24 protein-coding genes are annotated in these 23,800 nt (G+C 60.8%); 10 read left to right on the forward strand and 14 right to left on the reverse strand.

Features of this window, described 5'->3' with window-relative positions; translation table 11 throughout:
• Positions 1-21: 21 nt before the first annotated feature.
• From ACP7AP_RS17290 to ACP7AP_RS17305, 4 genes are all read right to left on the reverse strand, one after another.
• Positions 22-1,239, reverse strand: coding sequence for a TCR/Tet family MFS transporter (locus ACP7AP_RS17290; protein ID WP_426036036.1), 1,218 nt, complete (start codon positions 1,237-1,239; stop codon positions 22-24).
• A gap of 131 nt (positions 1,240-1,370) precedes the next feature.
• Complete coding sequence (pcaD, locus tag ACP7AP_RS17295; protein WP_426036038.1) at positions 1,371-2,159, reverse strand: 3-oxoadipate enol-lactonase; 789 nt, start codon at positions 2,157-2,159, stop codon at positions 1,371-1,373.
• Positions 2,159-3,106 carry a threonine ammonia-lyase gene (locus tag ACP7AP_RS17300; protein WP_426036040.1) on the reverse strand — a complete coding sequence of 316 codons (948 nt, stop codon included), beginning with the start codon at positions 3,104-3,106 and terminating at the stop codon, positions 2,159-2,161. The genes pcaD and ACP7AP_RS17300 overlap by 1 nt, the downstream gene beginning before the upstream one ends.
• Entirely contained in the window at positions 3,103-3,939 is an 837-nt protein-coding gene (locus tag ACP7AP_RS17305; protein ID WP_426036042.1) for an alpha/beta fold hydrolase, read from the reverse strand. Before ACP7AP_RS17305 ends, ACP7AP_RS17300 begins: the two co-directional genes overlap by 4 nt.
• A gap of 190 nt (positions 3,940-4,129) precedes the next feature.
• Here ACP7AP_RS17305 and ACP7AP_RS17310 point away from each other — a divergent pair, with 190 nt between their 5' ends.
• The 5 genes from ACP7AP_RS17310 (at position 4,130) to ACP7AP_RS17330 (ending at position 9,883) form a co-directional block, all read left to right on the forward strand.
• On the forward strand, positions 4,130-4,525 hold the full coding sequence (locus ACP7AP_RS17310; RefSeq protein ID WP_426036044.1) for a RidA family protein: 396 nt from the start codon (positions 4,130-4,132) through the stop codon (positions 4,523-4,525).
• 141 nt (positions 4,526-4,666) lie between these two features.
• Positions 4,667-5,353, forward strand: a complete 687-nt coding sequence (locus ACP7AP_RS17315; RefSeq protein ID WP_426036046.1) for a helix-turn-helix transcriptional regulator — start codon at positions 4,667-4,669, stop codon at positions 5,351-5,353.
• Between the two features lie 99 nt (positions 5,354-5,452).
• Positions 5,453-7,237, forward strand: a complete 1,785-nt coding sequence (locus tag ACP7AP_RS17320) for an ABC transporter transmembrane domain-containing protein (RefSeq protein WP_426036048.1) — start codon at positions 5,453-5,455, stop codon at positions 7,235-7,237.
• 138 nt (positions 7,238-7,375) lie between these two features.
• Positions 7,376-9,274, forward strand: a complete 1,899-nt coding sequence (locus ACP7AP_RS17325; RefSeq protein ID WP_426036050.1) for an acyl-CoA synthetase — start codon at positions 7,376-7,378, stop codon at positions 9,272-9,274.
• A gap of 105 nt (positions 9,275-9,379) precedes the next feature.
• Positions 9,380-9,883, forward strand: a complete 504-nt coding sequence (locus ACP7AP_RS17330) for a hypothetical protein (protein WP_426036052.1) — start codon at positions 9,380-9,382, stop codon at positions 9,881-9,883.
• A 213-nt stretch (positions 9,884-10,096) separates the two neighbouring features.
• On the opposite strand, the gene dtd is transcribed toward ACP7AP_RS17330, so the two are convergent.
• The 9 genes from dtd to ACP7AP_RS17375 all read right to left on the reverse strand — a co-directional run bounded on the left by dtd (position 10,097) and on the right by ACP7AP_RS17375 (position 19,609).
• A complete protein-coding gene (gene dtd / locus ACP7AP_RS17335; protein ID WP_426036054.1) occupies positions 10,097-10,540 on the reverse strand; it encodes a D-aminoacyl-tRNA deacylase in 444 nt (147 codons plus the stop codon).
• The gene (locus ACP7AP_RS17340) at positions 10,537-11,460 is read right to left on the reverse strand and encodes a carbohydrate kinase family protein (protein ID WP_426036056.1); all 924 of its coding nucleotides are present in this window, start codon (positions 11,458-11,460) and stop codon (positions 10,537-10,539) included. Before ACP7AP_RS17340 ends, dtd begins: the two co-directional genes overlap by 4 nt.
• A 63-nt stretch (positions 11,461-11,523) precedes the next feature.
• Positions 11,524-12,495 carry a phosphoribosylaminoimidazolesuccinocarboxamide synthase gene (locus tag ACP7AP_RS17345; protein WP_426036057.1) on the reverse strand — a complete coding sequence of 324 codons (972 nt, stop codon included), beginning with the start codon at positions 12,493-12,495 and terminating at the stop codon, positions 11,524-11,526.
• Positions 12,496-12,818: 323 nt separating this feature from the next.
• Entirely contained in the window at positions 12,819-13,952 is a 1,134-nt protein-coding gene (locus ACP7AP_RS17350) for a primosomal protein N' (replication factor Y) - superfamily II helicase (RefSeq protein WP_426036079.1), read from the reverse strand.
• A 12-nt stretch (positions 13,953-13,964) separates the two neighbouring features.
• Complete coding sequence (locus tag ACP7AP_RS17355) at positions 13,965-15,056, reverse strand: SPFH domain-containing protein (protein ID WP_426036059.1); 1,092 nt, start codon at positions 15,054-15,056, stop codon at positions 13,965-13,967.
• Positions 15,057-15,108: 52 nt separating this feature from the next.
• Complete coding sequence (locus ACP7AP_RS17360) at positions 15,109-16,068, reverse strand: DUF2927 domain-containing protein (RefSeq protein WP_426036061.1); 960 nt, start codon at positions 16,066-16,068, stop codon at positions 15,109-15,111.
• A gap of 2 nt (positions 16,069-16,070) precedes the next feature.
• Complete coding sequence (locus tag ACP7AP_RS17365) at positions 16,071-17,255, reverse strand: toxic anion resistance protein (RefSeq protein ID WP_426036063.1); 1,185 nt, start codon at positions 17,253-17,255, stop codon at positions 16,071-16,073.
• A gap of 69 nt (positions 17,256-17,324) precedes the next feature.
• Entirely contained in the window at positions 17,325-18,197 is an 873-nt protein-coding gene (locus tag ACP7AP_RS17370) for a 5-bromo-4-chloroindolyl phosphate hydrolysis family protein (RefSeq protein ID WP_426036065.1), read from the reverse strand.
• A gap of 200 nt (positions 18,198-18,397) precedes the next feature.
• Positions 18,398-19,609 (reverse strand): pseudouridine synthase, encoded by a 1,212-nt coding sequence (locus ACP7AP_RS17375; RefSeq protein ID WP_426036067.1) that lies wholly within the window; start codon positions 19,607-19,609, stop codon positions 18,398-18,400.
• A gap of 102 nt (positions 19,610-19,711) precedes the next feature.
• On the opposite strand from ACP7AP_RS17375, the gene ACP7AP_RS17380 reads away from it, so the two are divergent.
• Positions 19,712-20,140: a nucleoside deaminase gene (locus tag ACP7AP_RS17380; protein WP_426036081.1), complete on the forward strand. Its 429-nt coding sequence runs from the start codon at positions 19,712-19,714 to the stop codon at positions 20,138-20,140.
• 453 nt (positions 20,141-20,593) lie between these two features.
• Positions 20,594-20,809 carry a hypothetical protein gene (locus ACP7AP_RS17385; protein ID WP_426036069.1) on the forward strand — a complete coding sequence of 72 codons (216 nt, stop codon included), beginning with the start codon at positions 20,594-20,596 and terminating at the stop codon, positions 20,807-20,809.
• 9 nt (positions 20,810-20,818) lie between these two features.
• Here the strand turns inward: ACP7AP_RS17385 and ACP7AP_RS17390 are convergent, their stop codons facing one another.
• Positions 20,819-21,421, reverse strand: coding sequence for a flavin reductase family protein (locus ACP7AP_RS17390; protein WP_426036071.1), 603 nt, complete (start codon positions 21,419-21,421; stop codon positions 20,819-20,821).
• 76 nt (positions 21,422-21,497) lie between these two features.
• On the opposite strand from ACP7AP_RS17390, the gene ACP7AP_RS17395 reads away from it, so the two are divergent.
• The 3 genes from ACP7AP_RS17395 to ACP7AP_RS17405 all read left to right on the forward strand — a co-directional run.
• Positions 21,498-22,022, forward strand: coding sequence for a GNAT family N-acetyltransferase (locus ACP7AP_RS17395; RefSeq protein WP_426036073.1), 525 nt, complete (start codon positions 21,498-21,500; stop codon positions 22,020-22,022).
• Complete coding sequence (locus ACP7AP_RS17400; RefSeq protein ID WP_426036075.1) at positions 21,962-22,837, forward strand: EcsC family protein; 876 nt, start codon at positions 21,962-21,964, stop codon at positions 22,835-22,837. Before ACP7AP_RS17395 ends, ACP7AP_RS17400 begins: the two co-directional genes overlap by 61 nt.
• A 149-nt stretch (positions 22,838-22,986) precedes the next feature.
• A partial coding sequence (locus tag ACP7AP_RS17405; protein ID WP_426036077.1) for an EcsC family protein occupies positions 22,987-23,800 on the forward strand: 814 nt, incomplete at its 3' end.

The raw sequence follows: 23,800 nt of genomic DNA on the forward strand, positions 1-23,800 counted from the left end.
CCCTGTTTGGCTCAGGCTAATTCAGGGCCGGGAGGTTTCGCGCGTCCCCGCGACAAACAGTATCACAACTGCGACCATAATTGTCGCAGACAACAGAAACGGCGCACCCGGAAGATAGATCGGCGCAGAAGCCGAAGTGAAAAGCCCAAACACCCACGTCATCACCAAAGGCGAGATGATCATCGCCAAAGCGTTCAGCGAGGAATTCACCCCCTGCAACTCGCCCTGCTGATTTTCCGGGACCGCGCGCGACATCATCGCCTGCAAACTTGGCCCCGTCACCCCACCCAAAGCCGCAATCGGCGTGAACACCAGCGCCCAAAACCCCGAGGTGGCAAAGCCGTAAAACCCGTAAGACACCACCTCCAGCCCCATGCCCACCGCCGCCGTGCGACGCTCACCAATGCGGCGGATCATCGGGCCCAGCAGCAAAGCCTGCGTCAGCGCCATGCAAACCCCAAACGCAGCCAAACCAAAGCCGATCCATTGCGCGTTCCAGCCAAACGCAGCCTTGCCGTAATAGGCCCAGATCGCAGGCCAGACATTGAACGTCACCGCATAAAGGAACACCACCAGCAACAGCCGCTGCAACCCCGGCAAGCGCCGGATTGCGTGCAAGGACGCCAAAGGATTGGCGCGCGCCAGCGAGAACCCGCGCCGCTTCTCCAAACTCAAACTCTCCGGCATCACAAACCAGCCAAACACCAGATTGGCAAACGCCAACCCCGCCGCCGCCCAAAACGGTGCGCGCACATCAATCCCCGCCAGCGACCCGCCCAGCATCGGCCCCGCCACAAAGCCAATGCCAAATCCCGCCCCGATCAGCCCAAATCGCTTCGCCCGTTCATCCGGGGTTGAGATATCCGCGACATAAGCATTGGCTGTCGCATGCGTCGCCGCCGCGACCCCCGCCACGATCCGTGCGGCCAACAGCAACCAAACCGTCTGCGCCAAAGCCATCACAACGTAATCCAGTGCCATCACCGCCAGTGACACCAACAACACGGGTCGGCGCCCATACCGGTCCGAGAGATTGCCCACCAAAGGCCCGCACAGAAACTGCATCACCGCGAATGAGGCCGCCAAAACCCCGCCCCACAGCGCCGCCTCCCCAAGCCCCGCGTGCGTTACATCCTCCATCAGATCCGGCATCACCGGAAAGATCAGCCCGATCCCGATCGCGTCGAGCGCAACGGTAAACAGGATGAACAGCAAACTCAGATTAGCACGCGCAAACATGAAGACCTCGTTAAAGCCAAGCCGCCGACATAACGCAAATCCCCGACAATTTGGTTAAAATTTGCTTTCATCTTGGCACAAATACTCCGGGGGTGTGCGGGCTGGCCCCCATTCCAACATCTCAACCCATCTCAAACCTGCCCAATCGCGCGCAAAAACTCCCCCACAGCCGCCGCATATTCCTCCGGCTTTTCGACCATCGGCAAATGCCCGGCCCCCCGGATCAAATGAAGCCTGCTGCCCAAAATCAAATCCGCAGTCTCACGCACCAAATCTGGTGGCGTTGTGCCATCCAGCGCCCCGGCAATCGCCAAAGTCGGCAGGGTCAGCCCCGCCGTTGGCGTATAAAAATCCGTCCCCGCAATGGCACTCGCACAGCCAACCCAACCGCGCGGGTCCATCGCCTCCAGCATCGCCCGCACCCGAGGCATCCCCGGCACATCCTGCCACTTGCGGCCAAACATCCGCTGCATCGCCCCCGTTGCATAGTCCGTCAACCCATCCGCCTGCACAGAAGCCACCCGCGCATCCCACATCTCGGCCGAGCCGATCTTTGCCGCTGTATTCGACAGCACCATCCCGCGCACAAGATCCAGCCGCTTCACAGCCAGCCCCTGCGCCACCAACCCGCCCAACGACAACCCAACGACAACCGCATCCCGCATCCCGAAATGCCCCATCATCCGCTCGGCATCGCGGATCAGCGCCCCCATCGCATAGGGCGGCTCTGGCACATCCGACAGCCCATGCCCGCGCTGATCAAACCGCAAAATCCGGCAGCCAGCGGGCAATAACGGCACCACCTCATCCCAGATCGCAAGCTCAGTCCCCAAAGCGTGCAACAGCACCACCGCAGGCCCGCCCACAGGCCCCGACACCTCCGCATTCAGCCGAATATCGTCGAGATAGACCAAAGCCATCAGCCAAATCGCTCCATCGCGCCCCGAAACACCGCCGGATCGACATTGCCGCCCGAAGCCACCGCAATCACCGTATCCGGCAGCCCCTCGCGGAACAAAGCAGCGGCCAAAGCCACCGCCCCACCCGGCTCCAACACGATCCGCAGATGCTGAAACGCCAGCACCATCGCCCTGAGCGCCTCGTCATCGCTGACCACCAACCCCGGCCCACACAAGCGCTGCATGATCGGAAAGGTGATCTCCCCCGGTATAGGCGTCACAATCGCATCGCACACCGACCCCGCCAGCGCCGCATTGCGCAGCCGCGCGCCAGCCGCCAAACTCCGCGCCACATCGTCAAACTCCGCAGGCTCGCAGGTCCGCACCCGAAATCGCCCCTCGCAGGCCAGCGCCACCCCAGATGTCAGCCCGCCGCCGCCGCAACAGGTCAACACCGCGGCCTCACCGCCAAAGCCAGCCTCAAACTGCGCCACAATCTCCAGCCCCACCGAGCCTTGCCCGGCAATCACCTCGGGCTCATCATAGGGCCGCACCAAAACCAAGCCGCGTTCCGCCGCCAGCCTTGCCCCAATCGCATCCCGGTCCTCAGTCTCGCGATCATAAAGAACCACCTCCGCGCCATAAGCCCGCGTATTTTCAATCTTCACCGCAGGCGCATTCGCTGGCATCACAATCACCGCCGCCAAACCATGCTGGGCTGCCGCCAGTGCCACCCCCTGCGCATGATTGCCCGAGGAAAACGCAATCACCCCCTTGGCGTCGCGCAAAGCCGACACCGCCGCCCAACCGCCGCGATACTTAAAGCTGCCAGTCCATTGCAGACACTCCGCCTTCACCACCACCCGCCGACCGGCAATGCGGTCCAACAATGGCGCATTCAGCAACGGCGTCACCCGCGCATGGCCCTCAAGCCGTCGCGCCGCCGCCCGGATCATCTCAATATTCATCCGCCCACCTTCACGCCGCAAGCCGCCAAAAACGCCCCGATCACCGCCAAACTTTCCGGCTCATCCAGAAACGGAATATGCGCCCGGTCCGGCACCTGCCCAAACATCATATCCGGCCGCCGCTTTTGCATCTCGGCCACGGTCGCCTCCGACAACAAATCCGAGTTCGCCCCCCGGATCAGCGCCAAAGGCAATCCGGCGCAAGCGTCAAACAACGGCCAGGCATCCACCGCTGGCCCCTCAAATCCCGCCAGAAAACTCTCGCGCAACGCCGGGTCATAGGTAATCCGCAACCCCTCCGGCCCCTCGGTGTAATGCAACCGCGCCTCCTCCGCCCACCGCGCAGCCGAGACCACAAACCCCGGCATCGCCCCCGGCAACTTCTCGGCCAAAGCCGCATGGGTTTTCACAAACGGATTGCGCCCGACATAATCGAAAATCCGCTCCAATCCCTTGCGCTCAATCACTGGCCCCACGTCATTCAAGCACAACCCCAGCAGCCGATCCTTCGCCAAAACCGCCAGCAACATCCCGATCAACCCGCCCCGAGATGTCCCCAAAACCGCCGCGCGCGACACCCCAAGATGATCGAGCAAAGCCAAAGCATCCTGCGCCTCTTGCAAAACGGTATACGTCGCAGCCCCGGTCCAGTCACTGGCCCCGCGCCCGCGATAATCCATTCGGATCAACCGCACAGGCGGCAAATGTGGCCGCAGATAGTCGAAATCCGCCATCGTGCGCGTCAACCCAGCCAGACACAGCACGGGCACCCCTGCGCCCTCATCGGCATAAGCCAGCTTCGCCCCATCCGCCGCCATGAAAAATTCGGTCATTCGCACCCCCTGTTCAGCGCAATTTGACACGGTGCCAGCACGGGCGAAAGGGGCAGCCGTCCTGTGTTTGGCTGATCAAGCAGCTGGCGGCAGGCCGAACAGTCTTGGCCCTGATCACTGCTGACACCACGCTGTCAGCAGGCCTGTGCATTAAGGGGGGCACCAAAACACGCATGAAAAGGCAAAACCAATGCAAAGAACCCCCGTTAACCCTTGGCCGTGGTCATTGAAGCTGGGCTATAACCAAGCCGAAATCCTGCAAGGCAGCAGCCGCTTGCTGACTTGCGCCGGCCAGACCGCCGTGGATGCCAGCGGCACCCCGCAACACCCACAAGACATGCGCAGCCAGTTTGCACTCGCGCTAAATAACCTTGAAACCGTGCTGAACGCCGCCGAAATGAGCCTTGCCGATATCACCCGACTGACGATTTTCACCACCGACGTGGACGCCGCCCTACAAAACTTCGACCTGCTTGGTGCGCGTATGGGCCCGCTTGGTGCAGCCCCCCCGATGACCCTGCTGGGCGTCACCCGCTTGGCGCTGCCACCGCTGATGATCGAGATCGAGGCCACCGCCGCCACCTGACAAAACCGCAAACGCCCCTGTAGCCCGGACTGAGGGGCGTTTGGCAATCCTGCACAACCGAGAAATAAGCGCTTATCTTGAAGGTAATTTTGCCGCAAAATCGCAGAACCATGACCCAGACCCACGACTTAGTGAGAACCGATGCGCAGGGCAGAACGACTTTTCCGGCTGGTGAATGAACTGCGCACCCGCGGTATCAGCCGCGCCTGCGATCTGGCCACAACCTTCGAGGTCAACATCCGCACGATCTACCGCGACATCGCCCATCTTCAGGCCTCTGGCCTGCCGATTGAAGGCGAGGCGGGCGTAGGCTATCTGCTGCGGCCCGGTTTCGATCTGCCCAACGTGACCTTCACTTTTGAGCAAGTCGAGGCTTTGGCGGTTGGCCTGTCCTTCGCGGAAAGCCTCGACGATCCGGCGCTGGCCTCGGCGGCACGCGAAGTGCGGGCGATGCTTCAGGCCAATATGCCCGATCCAACGGCACGAAAGCTGGCCGATGCGCCCTATTTCTCCTTGCGGCGCAGCACGGGCGCACCTTCGCAAGCGGTTGTGCTGCGCAAGGCGATCCGCGAGCGGCGGATTGTGCAGATGCTGTATAGCGACGGCGCGGGCCAGCGCTCAAATCGCAGCGTGCGCCCGCTTGCAATCTGGAACCTGACCGATGGCTGGATGTTCTCGGGCTGGTGCGAACTCAGGCGCGGCTTTCGCACCTTTCGATTTGACCGCATCGCAGGGCTTGATCTGACTGACCGCCGTTTCGAACAGGACTTAACCAAAGATTTGCAAGCCTTTCTGGCGCATGACCGCTGCGAGACGCAAGCGACATAACCGCGCAACGTGCTGCGCACAACCCAGCCGCCATAGCCAAGCCTTGCAGCCACGCCCGCGCGGGCTTAGAGCCTTGCCCAAGCAATCAAGGGCAAAGCCATGGCCGAGACCACCACCGAACAACGCGCAAAATCCAAAAAAGTCGGTGCCCTGCGCGGCCTCTGGCCCTTTCTGCGCCCCTATCGCCCGATGATGATCACCGCTGGCCTCGCGTTGATCCTGACCGCCTCGGTCAGTCTGATCCTGCCCATGGCGGTGCGCCGCGTGATCGACAATTTCAACGCAGGCGATTTGTCACTGGTTGATAAATACTTTGGCGCAGCCCTGCTGATCGCCGCCGCCTTGGCCATCGGCACCGGCATCCGCTACTATTTCGTCACCCGATTGGGAGAGCGCGTCGTCACCGACATCCGCCGCGCCCTGTTCGACCGCGTGATGGGCATGAGCCCTGCGTATTTTGAGAAAACCCTGACCGGCGAAGTCCTCAGCCGCATCACCACCGACACCACCCTGATCCTGTCGGTGATCGGCAGTTCCGTCTCCGTGGCATTGCGCAACAGCCTGACCGTGCTCGGCGGTATGGTCTTGATGAGCCTCACCTCGTTCAAACTCACCGGATTGGTCCTGCTGATCGTCCCCGCCATCATCATCCCCATCGTCACCCTCGGTCGCCGCCTGCGCAACCAAAGTCGTGAGAACCAAGACTGGATCGCGCAAAGCTCTGGCAAAGCCTCCGAAGCCCTTTCCGCCGTGCAAACCGTGCAAAGCTTTACCCACGAAGCCCTCACCCGCGCCGATTTCGCCGCCGTCTCCGAACAGTCTTTCACCTCCGCCAAAACCCGCATGGCCACCCGCGCCGCGATGACGGTGATCGTGATCTTTCTGGTATTCTCAGGCGTCGTGGGCGTGCTCTGGATGGGCGCACGCGATGTCCGCGCCGGCACGATGACCCCCGGCCAACTGGTGCAATTTGTGATCTACGCGGTGCTGGTCGCCGGAGCCGTCGGTTCGCTGTCGGAAATCTGGGGCGAGTTGCAACGCGCCGCCGGCGCCACCGAGCGTCTGGTGGAAATGCTAGACGCCACCGACCCCGTCGCCGAACCCCTGCACCCCGCCACCCTGCAACGCCCGGTCAAAGGCCAAATCACCCTAGACAACGTAGAATTCCACTACCCCGCCCGCCCCAACGCCCCCGCCCTGCACGGCATCTCGCTACAGGTGCAACCCGGCGAAACCATCGCCCTCGTCGGTCCGTCCGGCGCAGGCAAATCCACCGTGCTGCAACTGCTGATGCGCTTCTACGACCCGCAATCCGGCACCCTTTCGCTCGACGGCCAAGACCTGAAATCCCTCGCCCGCGAGGATTTCCGCTCTGCCATGGCCTTGGTGCCGCAAGACCCGGTGATTTTCGCCACCTCGGCCTTGGAAAACATCCGCTTCGGTCGCCCCGATGCGACCCAAGCCGAGGTCGAATCCGCCGCAAAAGCCGCCGCCGCCCATGACTTCATCGAAAGCTTGCCAAACGGCTACCAAACCTACCTGGGTGAGCGCGGCGTCATGCTGTCTGGCGGTCAGAAACAACGCATCGCCATCGCCCGCGCCATCCTGCGCGACGCCCCGGTGCTGCTGCTGGATGAGGCCACCTCGGCGCTGGACGCCGAATCCGAACGCGCCGTGCAAGCCGCCGTCGATCACCTCGCCAAAGGCCGCACCGTCATCGTCGTCGCCCACCGCCTCGCCACCGTCAAACGCGCCGACCGCATCGTCGTCCTCGACCAAGGCCGCATCGCCGCCATTGGCAGCCATGATGAACTCGTCGCCCAAGGCGGCCTTTACGCCCGCCTTGCGCGCCTGCAATTCACCGACGGCAATCTTAACCCCTAAGCCCGCCCCCTAAACCCCTGACGTTGCGTTTTCTCCGCCGCTTTTCCTTGCCCCAGCCCGCAATCTTCCCCATCCTGACCCAAGCCGAGGCCGCAGCAGAATGGCCCGGTATCCGAAAGACCACAGGGGAGGATTATCATGACAGGCGGCTTCGCATCACGCGCCGATCTCAAAGCCATCGAGGCAGAATCATCTTGGGAAAACCGCGACATCGCCCATTCGATCTACGATTTCCTGTCGCGCACCCGCGCCAAACACGGCCCCCGGCCCGCGATCAGCTACCAGTTGCTCTCCGGCCCGACAGACCCCTCGCAAACCCTGACCTGGGATCAGTTCCACGCAAAAGTCACCCAAGCCGCCAATCTGTTCCGCAGCTTGGGCGTCGGCCCGAATGATGTGGTCGCCTATGTGCTGCCAAACGCCTTGGAAACCGCCGTCACCCTGCTGGCCGGGGCCACCGCAGGCATTGTCAACCCGATCAACCCGCTGTTGGAACCCTCGCAAATCTCGTCCATCCTGCGCGAAACCGGGGCGAAAGTCGTCGTCACCCTGAAACCTTTCCCGAAAACCGATCTCGCGCAAAAGGTGGCCGAGGCTGTGGCGCACGCGCCCAGCGTCAAAACCATCCTCGAAGTCGATCTCAACCGCTACCTCTCGCCGCCGAAAAGCTGGATCGTGCCGTTTGTGCGTCCGAAAAACCCCATCCATCACACCGCCAATGTCAAAAACTTCACCAGCGAATGTGCCCGTCAGCCCAGCGATAAACTGACCTTCGCCGACCGCACCAAAGACCACACCGCCGCCTATTTCCACACCGGTGGCACCACGGGCATGCCGAAAGTCGCCCAGCACCGCGCCTCTGGCATGATCTACAACGGCTGGCTTGGGGCAACCCTGTTGTTCCGCGAAACCGACATTGTGATGTGCCCGCTGCCTTTGTTCCACGTCTTCGCCGCCTATCCGATCTTGATGTCGATGATCGCGTCCGGCGCACATGTGGTGTTCCCCACCCCCGCAGGCTATCGCGGAGAAGGCGTGTTTGACAACCTCTGGAAGCTGATCGAACGCTGGCAGGCGACCTATCTCGTCACCGTGCCCACCGCGCTTTCGGCCCTGCTGCAACGCCCGGTCAACGCCAAGATCGATAGCTTGCGCGGTGCGTTCTCCGGCTCCGCGCCGTTGCCGACGGAACTGTTCAACCGCTTCCAGAAGATCACCGGCGTGCAAATCGTTGAGGGCTATGGCCTGACCGAATGTACCTGCCTTGTCGCGGTCAACCCGCCCGATGGCGCGAAGAAAATCGGCTCGGTCGGCCTAGCCTTCCCCTATACCGAAATCCGCATCCTGCAAAAAACCCCCGACGGTTTCCGCATCTGCGACACAGATGAGGTCGGCGAAATCTGCGTCTCCAACCCCGGCGTCCTGCCCGGCTCCACCTATACCGAGGTCGATAAAAACCGCGATCTGTTCGCCGATGGCATCTTCCTGCGCACCGGCGATCTCGGCCGCCTTGATGCCGATGGCTACCTGTTTATCACCGGACGCGCCAAGGATCTGATCATTCGTGGCGGCCATAACATCGACCCCGCCGTGATCGAAGAAGCCTTGATGGGCTGCGAAGGCGTTGGTTTTGTCGGTGCCATCGGCCAACCCGACGCCCATTCGGGCGAGCTGCCTTGCGCCTATGTCGAACTTGCCAAAGGTGCCAGCGTGACCGTCGAGCACCTGATGGAGTATGCCAAAACCCATATCACCGAACGCGCCGCCCAGCCGAAATACATCGAAATCTTGGCCGAATTGCCGAAAACCGCTGTCGGTAAAGTGTTCAAGCCCGACCTGCGCCGCTTGGCGATCACCCGCACCTACAACGCCGCTTTGGCCGAGGCGAAACTGCCCGTCACGGTGCGCGAAGTGGTCGAGGATAAAAAGCGCGGTCTTGTCGCCAAACTGAACGCCTCCGGCCCGGCCTCGACCGAAGCCGTAAGCGCCGTGCTGGGTGCGTTTACCCAAAGCTGGGATTGGGTGGAACAGTCTTAAACCACAGGTTGAAAACCACTCAGCCGCGAAAGATGACAGCCAAATTCATTTGCGAAACGGCGGATTTTCGCCGATCCTTCTCGCAGAAATCTGAGGAGGATCGCCATGAAATTTTGGCAAATTGGAATGGGTGCAGTGATGTTGGGCGCGTGTCTGGCGCCAAGCTTGGCGCAGGCCGAGCAAGAAACTCTGTTCCAGCACAAAAACTGGATGGTAGCGGTCAACAGCTTTGATGATGGCTCGGTCGCCTGCCAAGCGGCGGTGGATGAAGGCTCGGAAAGCTTCACGATCTGGGTGTTTCAGGACCAATCGGTGCGCTTGCAATTCTATTCAAGCGACTGGAACTTCACCGAGGGCGATACGGCTGATCTGCAAGTCGAAGTCGACCGTCGCGGCGAATGGAGCCTGAGCGATGCCAGTCTGACCGGAAATTCGGCATTGTTCGATCTGCCCGACAGCGATAAAGGGGTGAAATTCCTCGTCGAAGTCGCCGAAGGCCGCACCGCCCATCTGCGCGACGCTGATGGCTCCGCGGTGCGGGATTACCCGCTGGCGGGCTCGAAAGCCTCAATGTCGGCGCTGATCGAATGTGCTGACGCCATCAAATGACCAAAACATCGGTGCGGGGCAGGGCGCTTCGCACCATCCAACCGCTAAACTTTATCTAAAATTGTCATCCTCTGTGCTCAAATATCCTCGGGGTCTAGGCGGGCGGCCCCCCCAGCCTTTGCCTGCGACCCGTGCAAACGTTAACAAATCCTTAAAACCTCCACCCCAAGCCATTGAATAAAAACGATAAAAAAAGGTCCCGAGTTGGGACCCTCAGAAATCATCCGTATCCATCCAGATCGTCACCGGCCCATCATTGGTCAGGGCCACATCCATATCCGCGCCAAAGATCCCATTTGAAACCACGATCCCCTCCGCCGAGACCCGGCCCGAGAAATATTCATAAAGCCGCCGCCCCTCCTCCGGTGCCGCCGCATAAGAAAATCCCGGCCGATTGCCGCGCAAATCCGCAGCCAGAGTAAACTGAGACACCACCAGCGCCGCCCCACCGGCATCCTTCACCGACAGGTTCATCTTGCCAGCCGCATCCTTGAAAATCCGCAGCTTGGCAATCTTGGCCGCCAACCGATCCGCCTGAACCTCCGCATCCCCCTGCATCGCACAGACAAAAATCAGCAACCCCGCGCCAATCTCCCCCACCACCGCGCCATCGACCGACACAGAAGCCCGGCTGACCCGCTGCAACAAAGCCCTCAAAGCTCGTTCGCCCAAGGCGGATTGGCCCCCGCCCGAGACACCGTCACCGCCGCCGCCCGCGTCCCCAAAGTCAAAGCCGCGTCCAACTCCGCATCGCTCAAAGCCGCCAGCCGCGCTTTCGACAAAGCCCCCGCCTGATGCAAAGCCGCCAGCACGCCTGCGTTGAACGTATCCCCCGCCCCAACCGTATCGACCACGACCACCTTTTGTGCCGCGACGAACCGATCCTGCGAAGCCGTCACCGCCCGCGCCCCCGCAGCCCCCTCAGTGATAAAAACCACCGAAGGCCCCTTCGCCAGAATTCCGCGTGCCAGAGAAACCAGATCGCCCGCCCCCTCCAGCCAGTGCAAATCCTCGTCCGACAGCTTCACAATATCCGCCCGCGCCACCATCCGCTTTATCCGGGCGCGGTATTCCACCTCTTTGCCCGCGATAAAACCGGGCCGGATGTTGGGATCAATCATCGTCACCCGAAGCGGAGCCTCGCGCGCCTGAAGCGCTTCATAGGTGCTGGCCGCCGGATCATTCACCAGACAAATCCCGCCCACAAACACCGCCTCAACCTCATCGCCCAAGCTTGGCAAATCCGCCAGCGCCAGCATCCGCCCCGCCGTGCCCTCATCATAAAACGCGTAAGTCGCCTGCCCGTTCACCAGCTTGACAAACGCCACCGTGGTCGGCCGATCCGAGCGGGCACAGAGCGAGATATCTACGTTTGACGCCTTCAAAGTATCCGCCAAAATTTCACCCAGCATGTCATTCGACACCCCAGAGAAAAACCCAGAAGGTGCGCCCAACCGCCCCAAAGCCATCGCGGTATTGAACACCGCCCCGCCGGCATAGGGCGCGAAAGCCGCCTCGCCATCGGTCGAGCGGCGCGGCAGCATGTCGATCAAAGCTTCACCACAGGACAGAATCATTACGGCCTCCTTGCGCGTTTGCGCGAGATTACATGACAGGCGTCTGCTAGCGCAAACACACGCTTACGCGAAATAGGGTGCCAGATTGGCGCGCACCCGCTCAAGCGGCGTCGCCCCCGTCAGATCGGGCACAAATTTCTGCCCTGTGATCGCCTCAAACGCCTCGATATAGACCTTTGAGGTCGCGAGGATGATCTCTGCCGGAATTTCCGGGATGTCATCAACATAAGGATCACAGCGGGCACCGACCCAAGACCGGATCACATCCTTGTCGAAACTCGGGGGACGCGTGCCCGCCGCAAACGCCGCCTGATAGCCGCTTGCAATCCAATAGCGGCTGGAATCCGGCGTGTGAATCTCATCGGCGATCAGGATATTGCCCTCGGAGTCCAACCCGAATTCATATTTGGTATCGACCAAAATCAACCCGCGCTCTGCCGCCATCTTTTGCCCGCGCGCGAACAAAGCCAAAGCCTTGGCCGAGATATCCGCCCATTGCGCCGCCGTCAAAAGCCCTTGCGACACAATCTCCTTCGCCGTCAAAGGCTCGTCATGCGCGCCGTCGAATGCCTTTGATGTTGGCGTGATGATCGGCGCGGCGAGCACCTGATTGTCGCGCAAACCATCGGGCAGCACATGGCCGTACATCGCCCGCACACCCTTCTTATATTGCGTTAGCACCGAGGTAGAAGTCGTCCCCGCCAGATACCCCCGCACCACCACTTCCACCGGAAGGATCGTCACATGCTTGCCGATCACCACATTCGGATCAGGATAAGCCAGCACATGATTGGGACAAATATCGGCAGTATGGTCAAACCAAAACCGCGCCATCTGCGTCAGCACTTGACCCTTGAACGGGATCGCCGCCAAAATCCGATCAAACGCCGAAATCCTATCCGAAGAAATCAAAATTCGCCGCGCAGGCTGGTCTGCCGTCGCAGGCAGATCATAGCAATCGCGCACCTTGCCGAAGTATGGATTCGGCAATTCTGCAATGCGGGCATGGTCAAGAACGCGGGAAAGATCGGTCACGGATTGGCCCCCAAACTGCCCAGAAATGCTGTTGCGCGTCATCGCGCGCGGGCGTGGCAGAGTCAACTGTTGCGCGGCGTGTCGGGTTGTTACGGTTATCTTCAAATCGCCGTAGTTTCTTCCCAGCTGGGAATGACTTGTGTTTAGACCAGATTTTCAGCGGGTTTTCTACCAGATGTTGTGGTGACGATGGTTAACAGAAGATTATTAAGTTTTCCTATCGCTCTGGTGCGCAAACATCGGCACTTAAAGCTGTACCTCTTGCTTCCCCGCGTCGCATATCAAATCGGGCCAAAAGCATAGCCAGTTCCCTGCGCCCAAACTCAATCCATCCAATCAGGCCGCGAAAGCCCAAAGATTGACGGATCGTAAAGATAGGCCGCGCTTGCTGCCAAAATGACCGCGCCCAGCACCGCAAAGCTGATCTTCCACCAGCTGTAAGGCCGCTCGCCTTGGACTTCGCCGGTCTGGCCGTTGACCAGAAACCGATAGCTTTTGCCGCAGTATTTATACGCCGCCATCCAAATCGGCAGCAGGATATGCTTGAACGTCTCATCGGCGTAATTGGTATCTACAGACTCGACCCTTTGCACGTCGCCACCAATGTCGCGGCGCACGTCATCCTGAATCACGCCCGCCATCACGCTTTTCGCGGTGCCCCAGCCATCGGCGAGGCCAACCGTATAGCCCTCGGCCTGAAACCCCGCGAGGTAATCCGGCGAGTAGGGTTCCAGCTTGCCCAGATCCCACGGCGTCAGATCATTGCCCAAGCGCGCGGGCAGGCTGGTCGAGGCCATCACCAGCACATCATCGAAATCGCGTGAGACCCGCCCCGAGGCCGGATACCACCGCGTCTTCTGCACCTGTTCCTGCCGCCGCTCGGTCTTGCCGTTGACGGTGACATTCACCCATTGGGTTTCATAATAATACTCGCCACGCTGACCGCGATAGCGGCTGTCGGTGTCGGCGTCATAGGTCCAGAACGGAGCGTAGATGCCGTCCATCGCCCGACCCGCGCGGGTGTATTCCAGCAGAGAGTTCGGCGCGAACCAGAGGCCGCCGAGCCAGCCTTTTAAGGCGGTGCGCGCTTGGCTTTCGGTCAACTCGAACGGCACCAGCGCCTGCGGTTTGATCCGGCGATGACTGCCGGTATCGACCACCACCGGCGTTGCGCAAAACGGGCATTGGGTGGCGTGGTTCGCGCCCTGAAATTCGACCACAGCGCCGCATTTTGGGCAGGAGGTGGAGCGGACTTCGCCTGTTGCGGCATCGGGCAGGTCATCGGCGAGACCCTTGGCCAGATCATGTTCAACCAGCGCCTGCGCCTTTTGGCGCGGGGCTTTGGCGGGGATGGCTTGGACAAAGCCGCAATGGTCACATTTCAACTCGGTCTGACCCGGCGCATAGCGCAGGTCGGCCCCGCATTGCGCGCAGGGCCAGTGGTTTGCTTCCATCACGGCCATGATAAGTTAGCCTGCCGGAGGTGGTGGGGGCATCATCGCGAACAGCTTGGCAAGCTCGGTATCGCTGGCAGCTTTCCAGCCATCCTGACCCGCCGTCCAGACTTGCGCCGTCCGGCTGAGTGCGCCGGAAGCCGCCATGCTGGTGAGATCAGATTCGCTGAACGGGCCTTTGGTGGCCCCATTTTCAGCCACATGCCAAGCCTTGCCTGCCGCAGGTGGCGGCGGTGGAGGCGGGGCCGCGCTGGGTGCGGCACCCCAAGGCCCGGCTCCGCTGGCCATGTTCATCCCCATGCCCGCAGCCATACCTGCGCCGACCATCGCGCCGATGCCGCTGTTTGGTTGCGCCATGCCCTCGGCGGCGTTGAACTGCATGTATTTGTTCAAGTCTCCGGCGACGCCCATCGAGGTGCGTTTATCCATCACCTTCTCGACTTCTTCCGGCAAGCTGATGTTTTCGATGTAGAATTCCGGGATCGACAGGCCATATTCGGTGATTTTCGGCGCAATCGCGGTGGCGACCAGTTTGCCCAGATCGGCGGTGTTTGCCGCCATATCGAGCACCGGTATGCCGGATTTCGCCAGCACTTGGCTGACCTCTTGCAAGATCACATTGCGGATCTGATTGCTGATCTCATCTGAGGTGAACTCGCCATCGGTGCCGACGATTTCGCGCAAGAACACCGACGGATCAGCCACCCGCATCGAATAGGTGCCAAACGCCCGCAGGCGGACCGGGCCAAATTCAGGGTCGCGGCACATGATCGGGTTTTTGGTGCCCCATTTCTGATCGTTGAAGCGGGTGGTGTTGATGAAATACACTTCCGACTTGAACGGGCTATCGAAGCCATGATCCCAGTTCTGCAGCGTGGTCATGATCGGCATGTTGTTGGTTTCCAACATATACATGCCCGGCCCGAACACATCGGCCAACTGGCCTTCATGCACGAACACCGCCGCTTGGCCTTCGCGCACCGTCAGCTTGGCGCCGTATTTGATCGCATTGCCCTGCCGTTCAAACCGCCACACCATGGTGTCGCGGGTGTCATCCAGCCAGGTGATGACATCAATGAACTCGCCCTTCAGAAATCCGAAAACCATGACTTACTCCTTCGCCCACAGGGGCATAACATGGGGGCCTAACACGAGGGGCCTAACTTTCCCCGCCCATCAGACGACGGGCAAGGGTTTCCACGATGGGCCGCGCTTCGGTCTCGGTCATACCGGGGCGCAAGGCGGGATTGTAAAGCATCCGCAACATCATCTCGTCTTGCGTGGTCAGCAACGCAAATTCTTCATCGTCGTTGAAGATGGAGGGCCGTGCCTGCGGGCTGTCATTCGGCAGACCCAGCCCTTGGGCGATTTCCTCATGGATGCACGACAGCCGCAGCAAATCCGGGTGTTCCGCCCTAATCACCGCAAACGCTCCGGTGTAGTTCCCTGAAGCGCCTGACGATTGCGCGTAAACAATACAATAGGTGGAGCGTTGCATGGCGGTGATGCCGCTGACATCATTCGCCGTCAGCCCCGGCATCGCCGCGCGCAAAACCGGCCCCAAACCCTGCCGCTCATCTTCCGATACGATATAAACCCAGAAATTCGGCCGGGTGTCATCCAGCCGGATCGGATGCCCGGTCAGCCCCTGCAAACGTTGCAGATAAGACCCCACCCGCGCGGTATCGGTCGCGCGCATTTGTGCCGAGACGGAGTTGCCAAATCGCAGGCCCACCCGAACAGGTTGCTGCCAGCGCCGCAAAGCCGAGGTGGTTTGCCGCTGCACTGTGCTGGTGTTGGATCTGTCGTATTCGTCATAGAGAGCGATGCGGATGAAGTTATCCGCCAGCACCCGGTCAGAGTAAGGCGTATCCGGCCCGCCGCCATCGGTGCGCAACAGCCCCTGACCCAGCAAGCCCTGCTGCACTTGCGCATAATACGCCCGCGCCGCCGCACTCACCGTGGTTTCCGGCGTCACCACCGTTTCGGGCGGCAGCGCCATCACCGGACGCGGCGCAGGTTTCACCCCTGGCAGCGGAGCCTCAGCGCAGCCCAACAGCGCCAGCGCGGCCAGAACACCGCTCCAGCGTTTCAATGTGAAGGGCCGCACTTGCACCATGATCAGACAGCGCTGCCGATATTGGCGCCGCTGGCGGTATTGCGCGCACGGGCCGAGGCCAAAGTATCGCGCAACTCGCCTTCCATCTTCACCAACTCGATCTCTGCCGCAGCCCGGCGCGCCTTGCCCTCATCGGCAATCGCCAAGCTTTGCTCGATGGTCGCAACCAAAGTCGCATTGGCCTTCTGCACCGCCTCAATATCAAAAACCCCACGCTCCATCTCGGTGCGCACGATTTTGTTGGCGTCTTGCAGATTGGTGGCGTTGGCGGTCAAGAGTTCATTGGTCAGATCATTGGCGTCTTTGATCGCAATCGCCGCTTCCTTGGAGCGTTGGATCGTCACCGCCTGCGCCAGTTGGGTTTCCCACAACGGCACGGTGTTCATCAGGGTGGAGTTGATCTTGCCGACCAAGCTCTTGTCGTTTTCCTGCACCAGACGAATTGAAGGCAATGACTGCATCGTCACCTGCCGCGTCAGTTTCAGATCATAGACCCGCCGTTCCAGATCATCCCGCGCTGCGCGCAGATCGCGCAACTCCTGCGCCCGAATCAACTGATCAGCCTCCGGGGCCGCCTTCACCGCCGCTTCGCGCGCGGGAATATCGGTGGCGTCGAGGTCTTTTAGCTTGGCTTCCCCCGCCGCAATATACAGACCCAATTCGTTATAGAAGGTCAGCGTCTTGCCATAAAGAATGTCCAGGCTCTTGATATCCTTCAACAAAGTTGTCTCATGCACCAACAGGTTCTCGGTCACCTTGTCGATCTGGGTCTGCACCTGCTCATAGCGCGCGACAAACTCGGCCAAGGGGGCGGCATGGCCGGTCAACCATTCCCACCAGCTTTGCTTGCGGTTCACGTCGAGTTCTTCGCCCGAAAAGCCGCGAATGGTGGTGACGATCTCACGCATGCTGTCGCCAGCCGGCCCGACATCCTTGTTCTTCACCCCTTGCAGCATCTCTTGAGAGATCACCTGCAATTCCGCCTGCGCGCCCGAGCCAAACGAGATGATCGACTGGGTGTTGCTCATATCCAGTTCCGCCATCCGCTTGCGGATATCCTCGGCGACCGGGGCAGGGGCGGCGTCCAGCGCCACCACTTCACGCCCCGGTTCGGGCAGGATCACAGCGGTGACTTTTTCAACTTCGGCCAGCGAGGTGGCAGCGGCAGCGCGGATATCTTCGGTCATGGCTCTCACTCGTTCAAGGCGCAGATGCGCGGGTTGGCAAAGCCCCGCAGCGGGGCGGGTGATAAGGGTCTAGGTTTCCAGTTTCAACCGATCTCGTAACACCTGAATTTCAACGTCCAAATCGGTATGATCGCCTTGCAGCATCGCCTGCGTGCGGGCGGCAAATGTCGTTTCCAACTCGCCGAGCAGCGTCTCGTAATCTCCACGGATTTTCGCATCGCGGCCCTGTGCATAGGCATCAGCGAACTTTACCGTCGCATCGCGCGCGCCCATCAGATAGACCGACAGATACTTCCGCGCCGCCGTCAAATCGCCCGGATCACTTTCAACCGAGCGGAACAGCCCGCGCGCGATGCCGGAAAACTTCGCCACCCGTGCCTCAAGGCCAGAGTCCTTGGCGCGCAAAATCGCATCCTTCATTCCCGCCAGCAAAGCCTCGGCCTCATCCACCGCGCGTGCCACCCGCTCAACCTGAAAGCTGTCTACGCCCTCCATGCCCTTGTCGCGCATCGGATCGAGCCCAAACGCGCCGACATGCAGAATCACGCCAGCCAGCCCCAACAAAATCGCATAAATCATCGGCTGGGCGACCATGGCACCCATAGCTAAGCCCACTCCCATAAGCACCGTCGCAAACGCCTTGCGCGGAATAGCCGGACGCCGCGCCACTTTGCGCGCATCGTAAGCATCATTCGCGATCACGCCCTGCTGGGTCAACCAAGCCGCCAGCAGCAAAATCCCGCAAGCCGTTAGTCCCATGATCAGCGCCTTAGGTTCGCCTTTGAACGCCAAGGCCGCGAACAAAAACGGCGGCAAAAACAGCGCCCTTGTTCGCCCGGCTGCCTTAGACCGAGCAGGTATACCCGGCGCAGGCGCAACCCCCGGCCCAGCTTCCGAGCGCGAATTACCTGGAGAATACTTGCCGCCGAACCGCTCTGCCATCACCGCGCCTCCATCATTGCGCCCCACTGATGGCAACATAGACCATCAGCGCCAGCAACAGCATAAACGCGCCCGATTCCAAACCCTTGGCAGACATCACGCCTCACTTCTCAGAATACTGGCCCACACACCGGGAGTCTCTTGACTATAGGCACAGCCACCGCGTCCTGCCAGAGGGCAAAAGCGGGGAATTATTCCGCTTAGGCCCCGCGTTTAGGCCGCCCACCCGCAGGCTTTGGCCCCGCAGGTCCGCCCCGCGTCGGTGTCGCCCGCTTTGCCGGAGGTTTGGCAGGCCGCAAAGCTCCACCGTCGGCCTTCTTGGCAGCGGTGCCAAACGTGCGCGGCTTGCCGCCTTCTGCTTCGGCCTTCTTCGTCGCCGTCCCAAAGACCCGAGGCTTCACAGCCTCACCCCAAGCCTCCGACAACTGCTTCAGCCCTTCGCCCGATTTCAACCGCCGCCCCGAACTCGCGCCGTCGGCTTTGCCCGTCGTCGTCCGCGAAGCCCCGGCACGCGGTGCCCGCGTTCGCTTCGGCGCATCCTCATCCACCGTCGCCCCTTGGCCCAGCTGATCGCGCAAGACCTTGCCCTTGACCTCTTCCACCTCGCCCGGCTGCAAATCGTTCAAGCGAAATGGGCCGTAGCTGACCCGGATCAAACGGTTCACCGTCAGATTGATCGCGGCCATCGCGCGCCGGATTTCCCGGTTCTTGCCCTCCCGCAAACCCACCGTCAGCCAGGCATTCGCGCCCTGAATCCGGTCGATCACCACGATCATCGGCTGAAACCGCTCGCCTTCAACGACAATCCCCTTGCGCAATGGCTCCAGATCCGGGTCCACCGGATTGCCATTCACCCGCACGCGATATTTCCGCAGCCAGCCGGTGGAGGGCAATTCCAACCGCCGTTTCAACGCGCCGTCATTGGTCAGCAGCAGCAGACCTTCCGAGTTCAAATCCAGCCGCCCCACCGACATCACCCGTGGCAATTCGGCGGGCAGATTGTCAAACACCGTCTCGCGGCCCTTCTCATCAGACTCAGAAGTGACCAACCCCTCAGGCTTGTAATACAGCCATAGCCGCGCCTGCTCGGGCTCGCCGACCACAACACCGCGCACCACGATCTTGTCCTTCGAGGTCACATTCAAAGCAGGCGAGTCAATCACCTTGCCATTCACCGAAACCTCGCCGAATTCAATCATCCGCTCGGCTTCCCGCCGAGAAGCAACCCCGGCCCGAGACAGAACCTTGGCAATCCGGTCGCCTTCGGGCGTCCCCGCCGCAGGCTTCGCCGCAACCGCAGACTTCCGCTCCACCGCTTTGCCCTCAACCCTTGGCCCCTCAATCTTAGGGCCAGCGATCTTCGGCACCGCAGTTTTGGGGGCAGATTTCGGGGGATTTGTATTCTCGGCCATAGTCTCTTATCCTTCATGGGGCTCAGCGCGCGATCATCGCGGGCGATGGTGCCAAACTATTCTCTCAACCGCCAAGGGGCAAGCACGGTGTTCAAAACCTTCATGGACGCCGCCTTAGACCAAGCCCGCATGGCGGCCCTACGCGGCGAAGTCCCCATCGGCGCCGTGGTGGTCAAAGACGGTGCAATCATCGCCGCCGCCGGAAACCGCACCCGCGAGTTAAACGACCCCACCGCCCATGCCGAAGTCTTAGCCATCCGCGCAGCCTGCCAGCTTGCAAGCTCCGAGCGCCTCCCCGGCTACGACCTCTACGTCACCCTAGAGCCTTGCCCAATCTGCGCAGGCACCATCTCCGCCGCCCGCATCGCCCGCCTGTATTACGGCGCAGCCGACCCCAAATCTGGCGGCACGATCCACGGGGCACGCGTGTTCAGCCACCCGCAATGCCACCACATCCCCGAAATCTACGACGGCATCAGTGCCGCCGAATCCGAAGTCCTGCTGAAAACCTTCTTCGCCACCCGCCGCTAACTCCCAAAAATTTATCTAAAATTTGCTTTCATACTGGCTTAAATATTCCACGGGGGTCCGGGGGTGTGAAACCCCCGGCGGGTTGCCCCATGCCCCCCTGTGACGTCAAGGCCACAACCCCGCCCTCATATCACACTCGCGTGATCATCGGGTTTTGAAATCCCGCGCACCCGTGCCATAAACCGCTCACCATGCACAGTAAAGGGAGGCGTCACATGTTGAATTTCACCAACACCGCCGCCGCTACGGCTGCTGCTTGGCGACGCGCTGGCGGATCATTTTATCGCGGCTAACCCCCGATAAAGCCATCTCCCCCGCGCTTCAGGCTCAGGCCTGACCAAGCCCACCCTTACACGGCCCAATCCAACCCGGCTGATCCATGCCGTGCGTTTGGGCCTCAAATCTGACCTCAAACATAGGACCAGACCGTCAAACGGCTGGTGATGCGCCAAAATGAATGCCACCCCGACCACCGGGCGCGCAGCCCTGCTGCCGACCTTGCAAGACCTCATCGCCGAACATGGCCCATGGCCGACGCTGCTTGCGCTGCTGAAAGCGCTGCGGCAACGGCCCGCCAAACCGCCGCCAGCGGCCCTGCTGTCGAACCATCTGCGGCGCGACATCGGCCTGTCCGATCTGCCACCGCCACGTCCGTCGCTGCCACGCTAAGCCGCAGCCCTATGCCCCGGTGCGCCCCAGTTCATCGGGGCGCACCAATTCAAACGGTTCCCCCACCACCGCGTAATCCATATAACCCAACCGTGCCGCAGGCCGCACCAGCGCCAGATCAAACCGACCGCTGCGCAAATATTCCTCGCGGATATGCACGCCTGCGACCTCGCCCACCGCCATCCAACTGCCGCCGCCCAATTCCAACAGATGCACCAAACGGCACTCCAACGTCGCCGGAGCCAGCGCCACCCGCGGGCAATCAATCGCCACACATTCCGCCTTCTCGACCCCGGCCAGCGCAAACTCATCCACCCCGCGCGCGACACTTTCCGAACTGGCGTTCATCTGAGCCATCATGCTCTCGGCCACCACGTTTACCGCAAACACCCCGACCTCGCGCAGATTGGTGATCGAATCCTTCAAGCCCCCGGCAAACATCACCTGCATCGGCGCATCATTCACCGCGTTGAAAAACGAATAGGGCGCAAGGTTATCGCCCAAGCCGCCGCGCGTCGAAATCCAGCCAATCGGGCGCGGGGCCACAATCGCCTTGAACGGATTGTGCGGCAGCCCGCCATTTCGCAGGCCCGCTTTCGGCTCATAAAACATCCGCATCCCCTTCACGTTTGATCCTGCACCTAGGCCATGTTACCCGCGTTTCCAGATGATTCTGGAAGGGCAGCCCGTGTATCAGCTTGAAGAAGAAGTCGAGGATGATTGGTGGGAAGTCGAGGCGCTTTATGATCTGTGCTTCTCCCCCGGCCGCACCGCTTTGTCTTCTTATCGCCTTCGCGATGGGGTGCCTACCGTGGCAGCTCTTTGCCTGATCCTGCGCGACGCTGACGGCACTTTGGCAGCCGCGATCCGCTATTGGCCCGCCGAAATTGACGAAGGCGATGGTGAAGATGGCGAGGATATGCTGCTTTTGGGGCCTATTGCCGTCCACCCCACCCGTCAAAGTGAAGGCCTCGGCGGGTTGTTGATCAACGAAAGCCTCGTTGAAGCCCGCCGCTTGGGGTGGGAGCGCGTGCTGCTGGTTGGCGACGCGCCCTATTACTCTCGGTTTGGCTTCAAAAAACTGAACGGTGTGGTGATGCCGCCGCCGACCAACCCTGACCGGGTGTTGGGGTTAGAGCTGAAAAAGGGCGCGTGGCATGGCATCAAGGGGCATGTCGTCAAAGCCAGTGGGGCGACCCTGCCGCAAGCCTGATCCTGCCCTTGATCACCGCTCTTGCCGAAGCCGCACAAACGCCCCACATTGGCGCTATGAGCCAACTTCCCGCCCTGCGCGCCCCCGCTGCCGACACTGAAATCGCCGAGCTTGCTCGCGCCTACAAGCGCGCCAACGGTCCGCTGATGACGCTTGTGAACAAAATCGGCGGTGGCTTGGAAAAACAAGCTGCGCTGATCCCTGAAGCCTTGCGGGGCCAGATCGAACAGGTGGTGATCCGGGCGCTGACCGCCGCCCACGGCCTTGCAGGCCTCGCCGATCAGGGCCCGAAAATGGGTGGGCGGGCAAGCACCTTCGCCGCCATGGCGACCGGGGCCGCTGGCGGGGCGGGCGGCCTGCTGACCTCGCTCGCCGAACTGCCCGTCACCATCACCCTGATGCTGCATACGATCAGGGCCGAGGCGATCCGCGCTGGCTTTGACCCCTCTGAGCCCGGCATCCGCGCCGCCTGCCTTGAGGTCTTCGCCGCAGGCACGCCGCTGCAAGGCGACGATGGCGTCAACGCCGCGTTCCTGTCGGCAAGGATTACCCTGACCGGCCCCGCGATCCAGAAACTGATCGCCGCCGTAGCCCCGCGGCTTGCCGCCACGATGGGCCAAAAGCTCGCCGCCCAAGCCGTTCCGGTGTTGGGCGCGGTTTCAGGTGCTGCGCTGAACGCCGCCTTCCTCAGTTATTACCGCGAAATGGCCCGCATCCGCTTTGCCCTGATGCGCCTCGCCGAAGTGCAAGGCGGCGAAGCCGTCGTCGCCGCCTTCGCCAAAGCCACCCTGCCACCGAAGATCACTAAGGCTTAAGCCGGGCCATCAAATACAGAATATCGCATAGTCAAAACTCCTCGCCCGGACCGATGGTGCAAACGTGCAGAAGGTAGCACTCAGTGCATCTTGTGCGAGCAAACTTAGCATGCGATCACTACGCAAAGCATAGGGTCCAGGCGAATTATATGACTGATGAAAATAGCGAAATTCAGATCGACGTTTGGCCAGAATCTGCCGACTTAGAAATTATTCAAATAGCCCAACAGTATCGTGATGCATCTGGCGTGCTTATGAAGCTTGTAAATTTTGTTGGGGGTAAAGCCGAAAATGCCCTTGAATTTCTTCCAGACAGCTTAAAAGACACGATTGAAAGCGCGACAGCTGCAGCAATGCTGCGATGTTACGAGGCCGCTGCAACTGTATCAAGCAGCGGTTATTTGCCAAGCACTGGCATGTGGGCAAACAAGGCCGTGGCATCGCTTTCAGGCGCGCTCGGCGGGCTTGGTGGCTTGCCGTCAACACTGATTGAACTGCCTTTCAGCGTGGCAACTATTTTTACGGCAATCCAGAAGGTGGCGGCTCAACATGGGTTTGACCCACAAGATCCGGCGATCAAGTTAGAATGTCTGTCTGTATTCGGTAGCGGAGGACCTCTGAGCGACGATGATGCCATTGAGCTTTCTTATCTGTCCTCGCGGATTGCAGTGAACGGCACAGTGGTGCAAGCATTGATTGCGCGCTACGCCCCTAAACTTGCCTTGGTCCTAAGTCAGAAGCTGGCGGCCCAAATGGTTCCTGTTCTGGGGGCCGTCACGGGGGCAAGTTTGAACTACACTTTCATTTCCTACTTCGAGGAAATGGCGCAGGTGAAGTTCAAATTGCTTAGAGCAAGTCGCCGTTCATATGATTCAGGCTTCCCATCTTGGACGGTTTCTGATTCCCTGATCTTTCCAGATATAGGGGATCGAGATGGGCAAATCACATCCTATGGAGCTTCGC

Origin of the sequence: Cypionkella sp. TWP1-2-1b2, assembly GCF_049896245.1 — a bacterium.
Classification (GTDB): domain Bacteria; phylum Pseudomonadota; class Alphaproteobacteria; order Rhodobacterales; family Rhodobacteraceae; genus Cypionkella.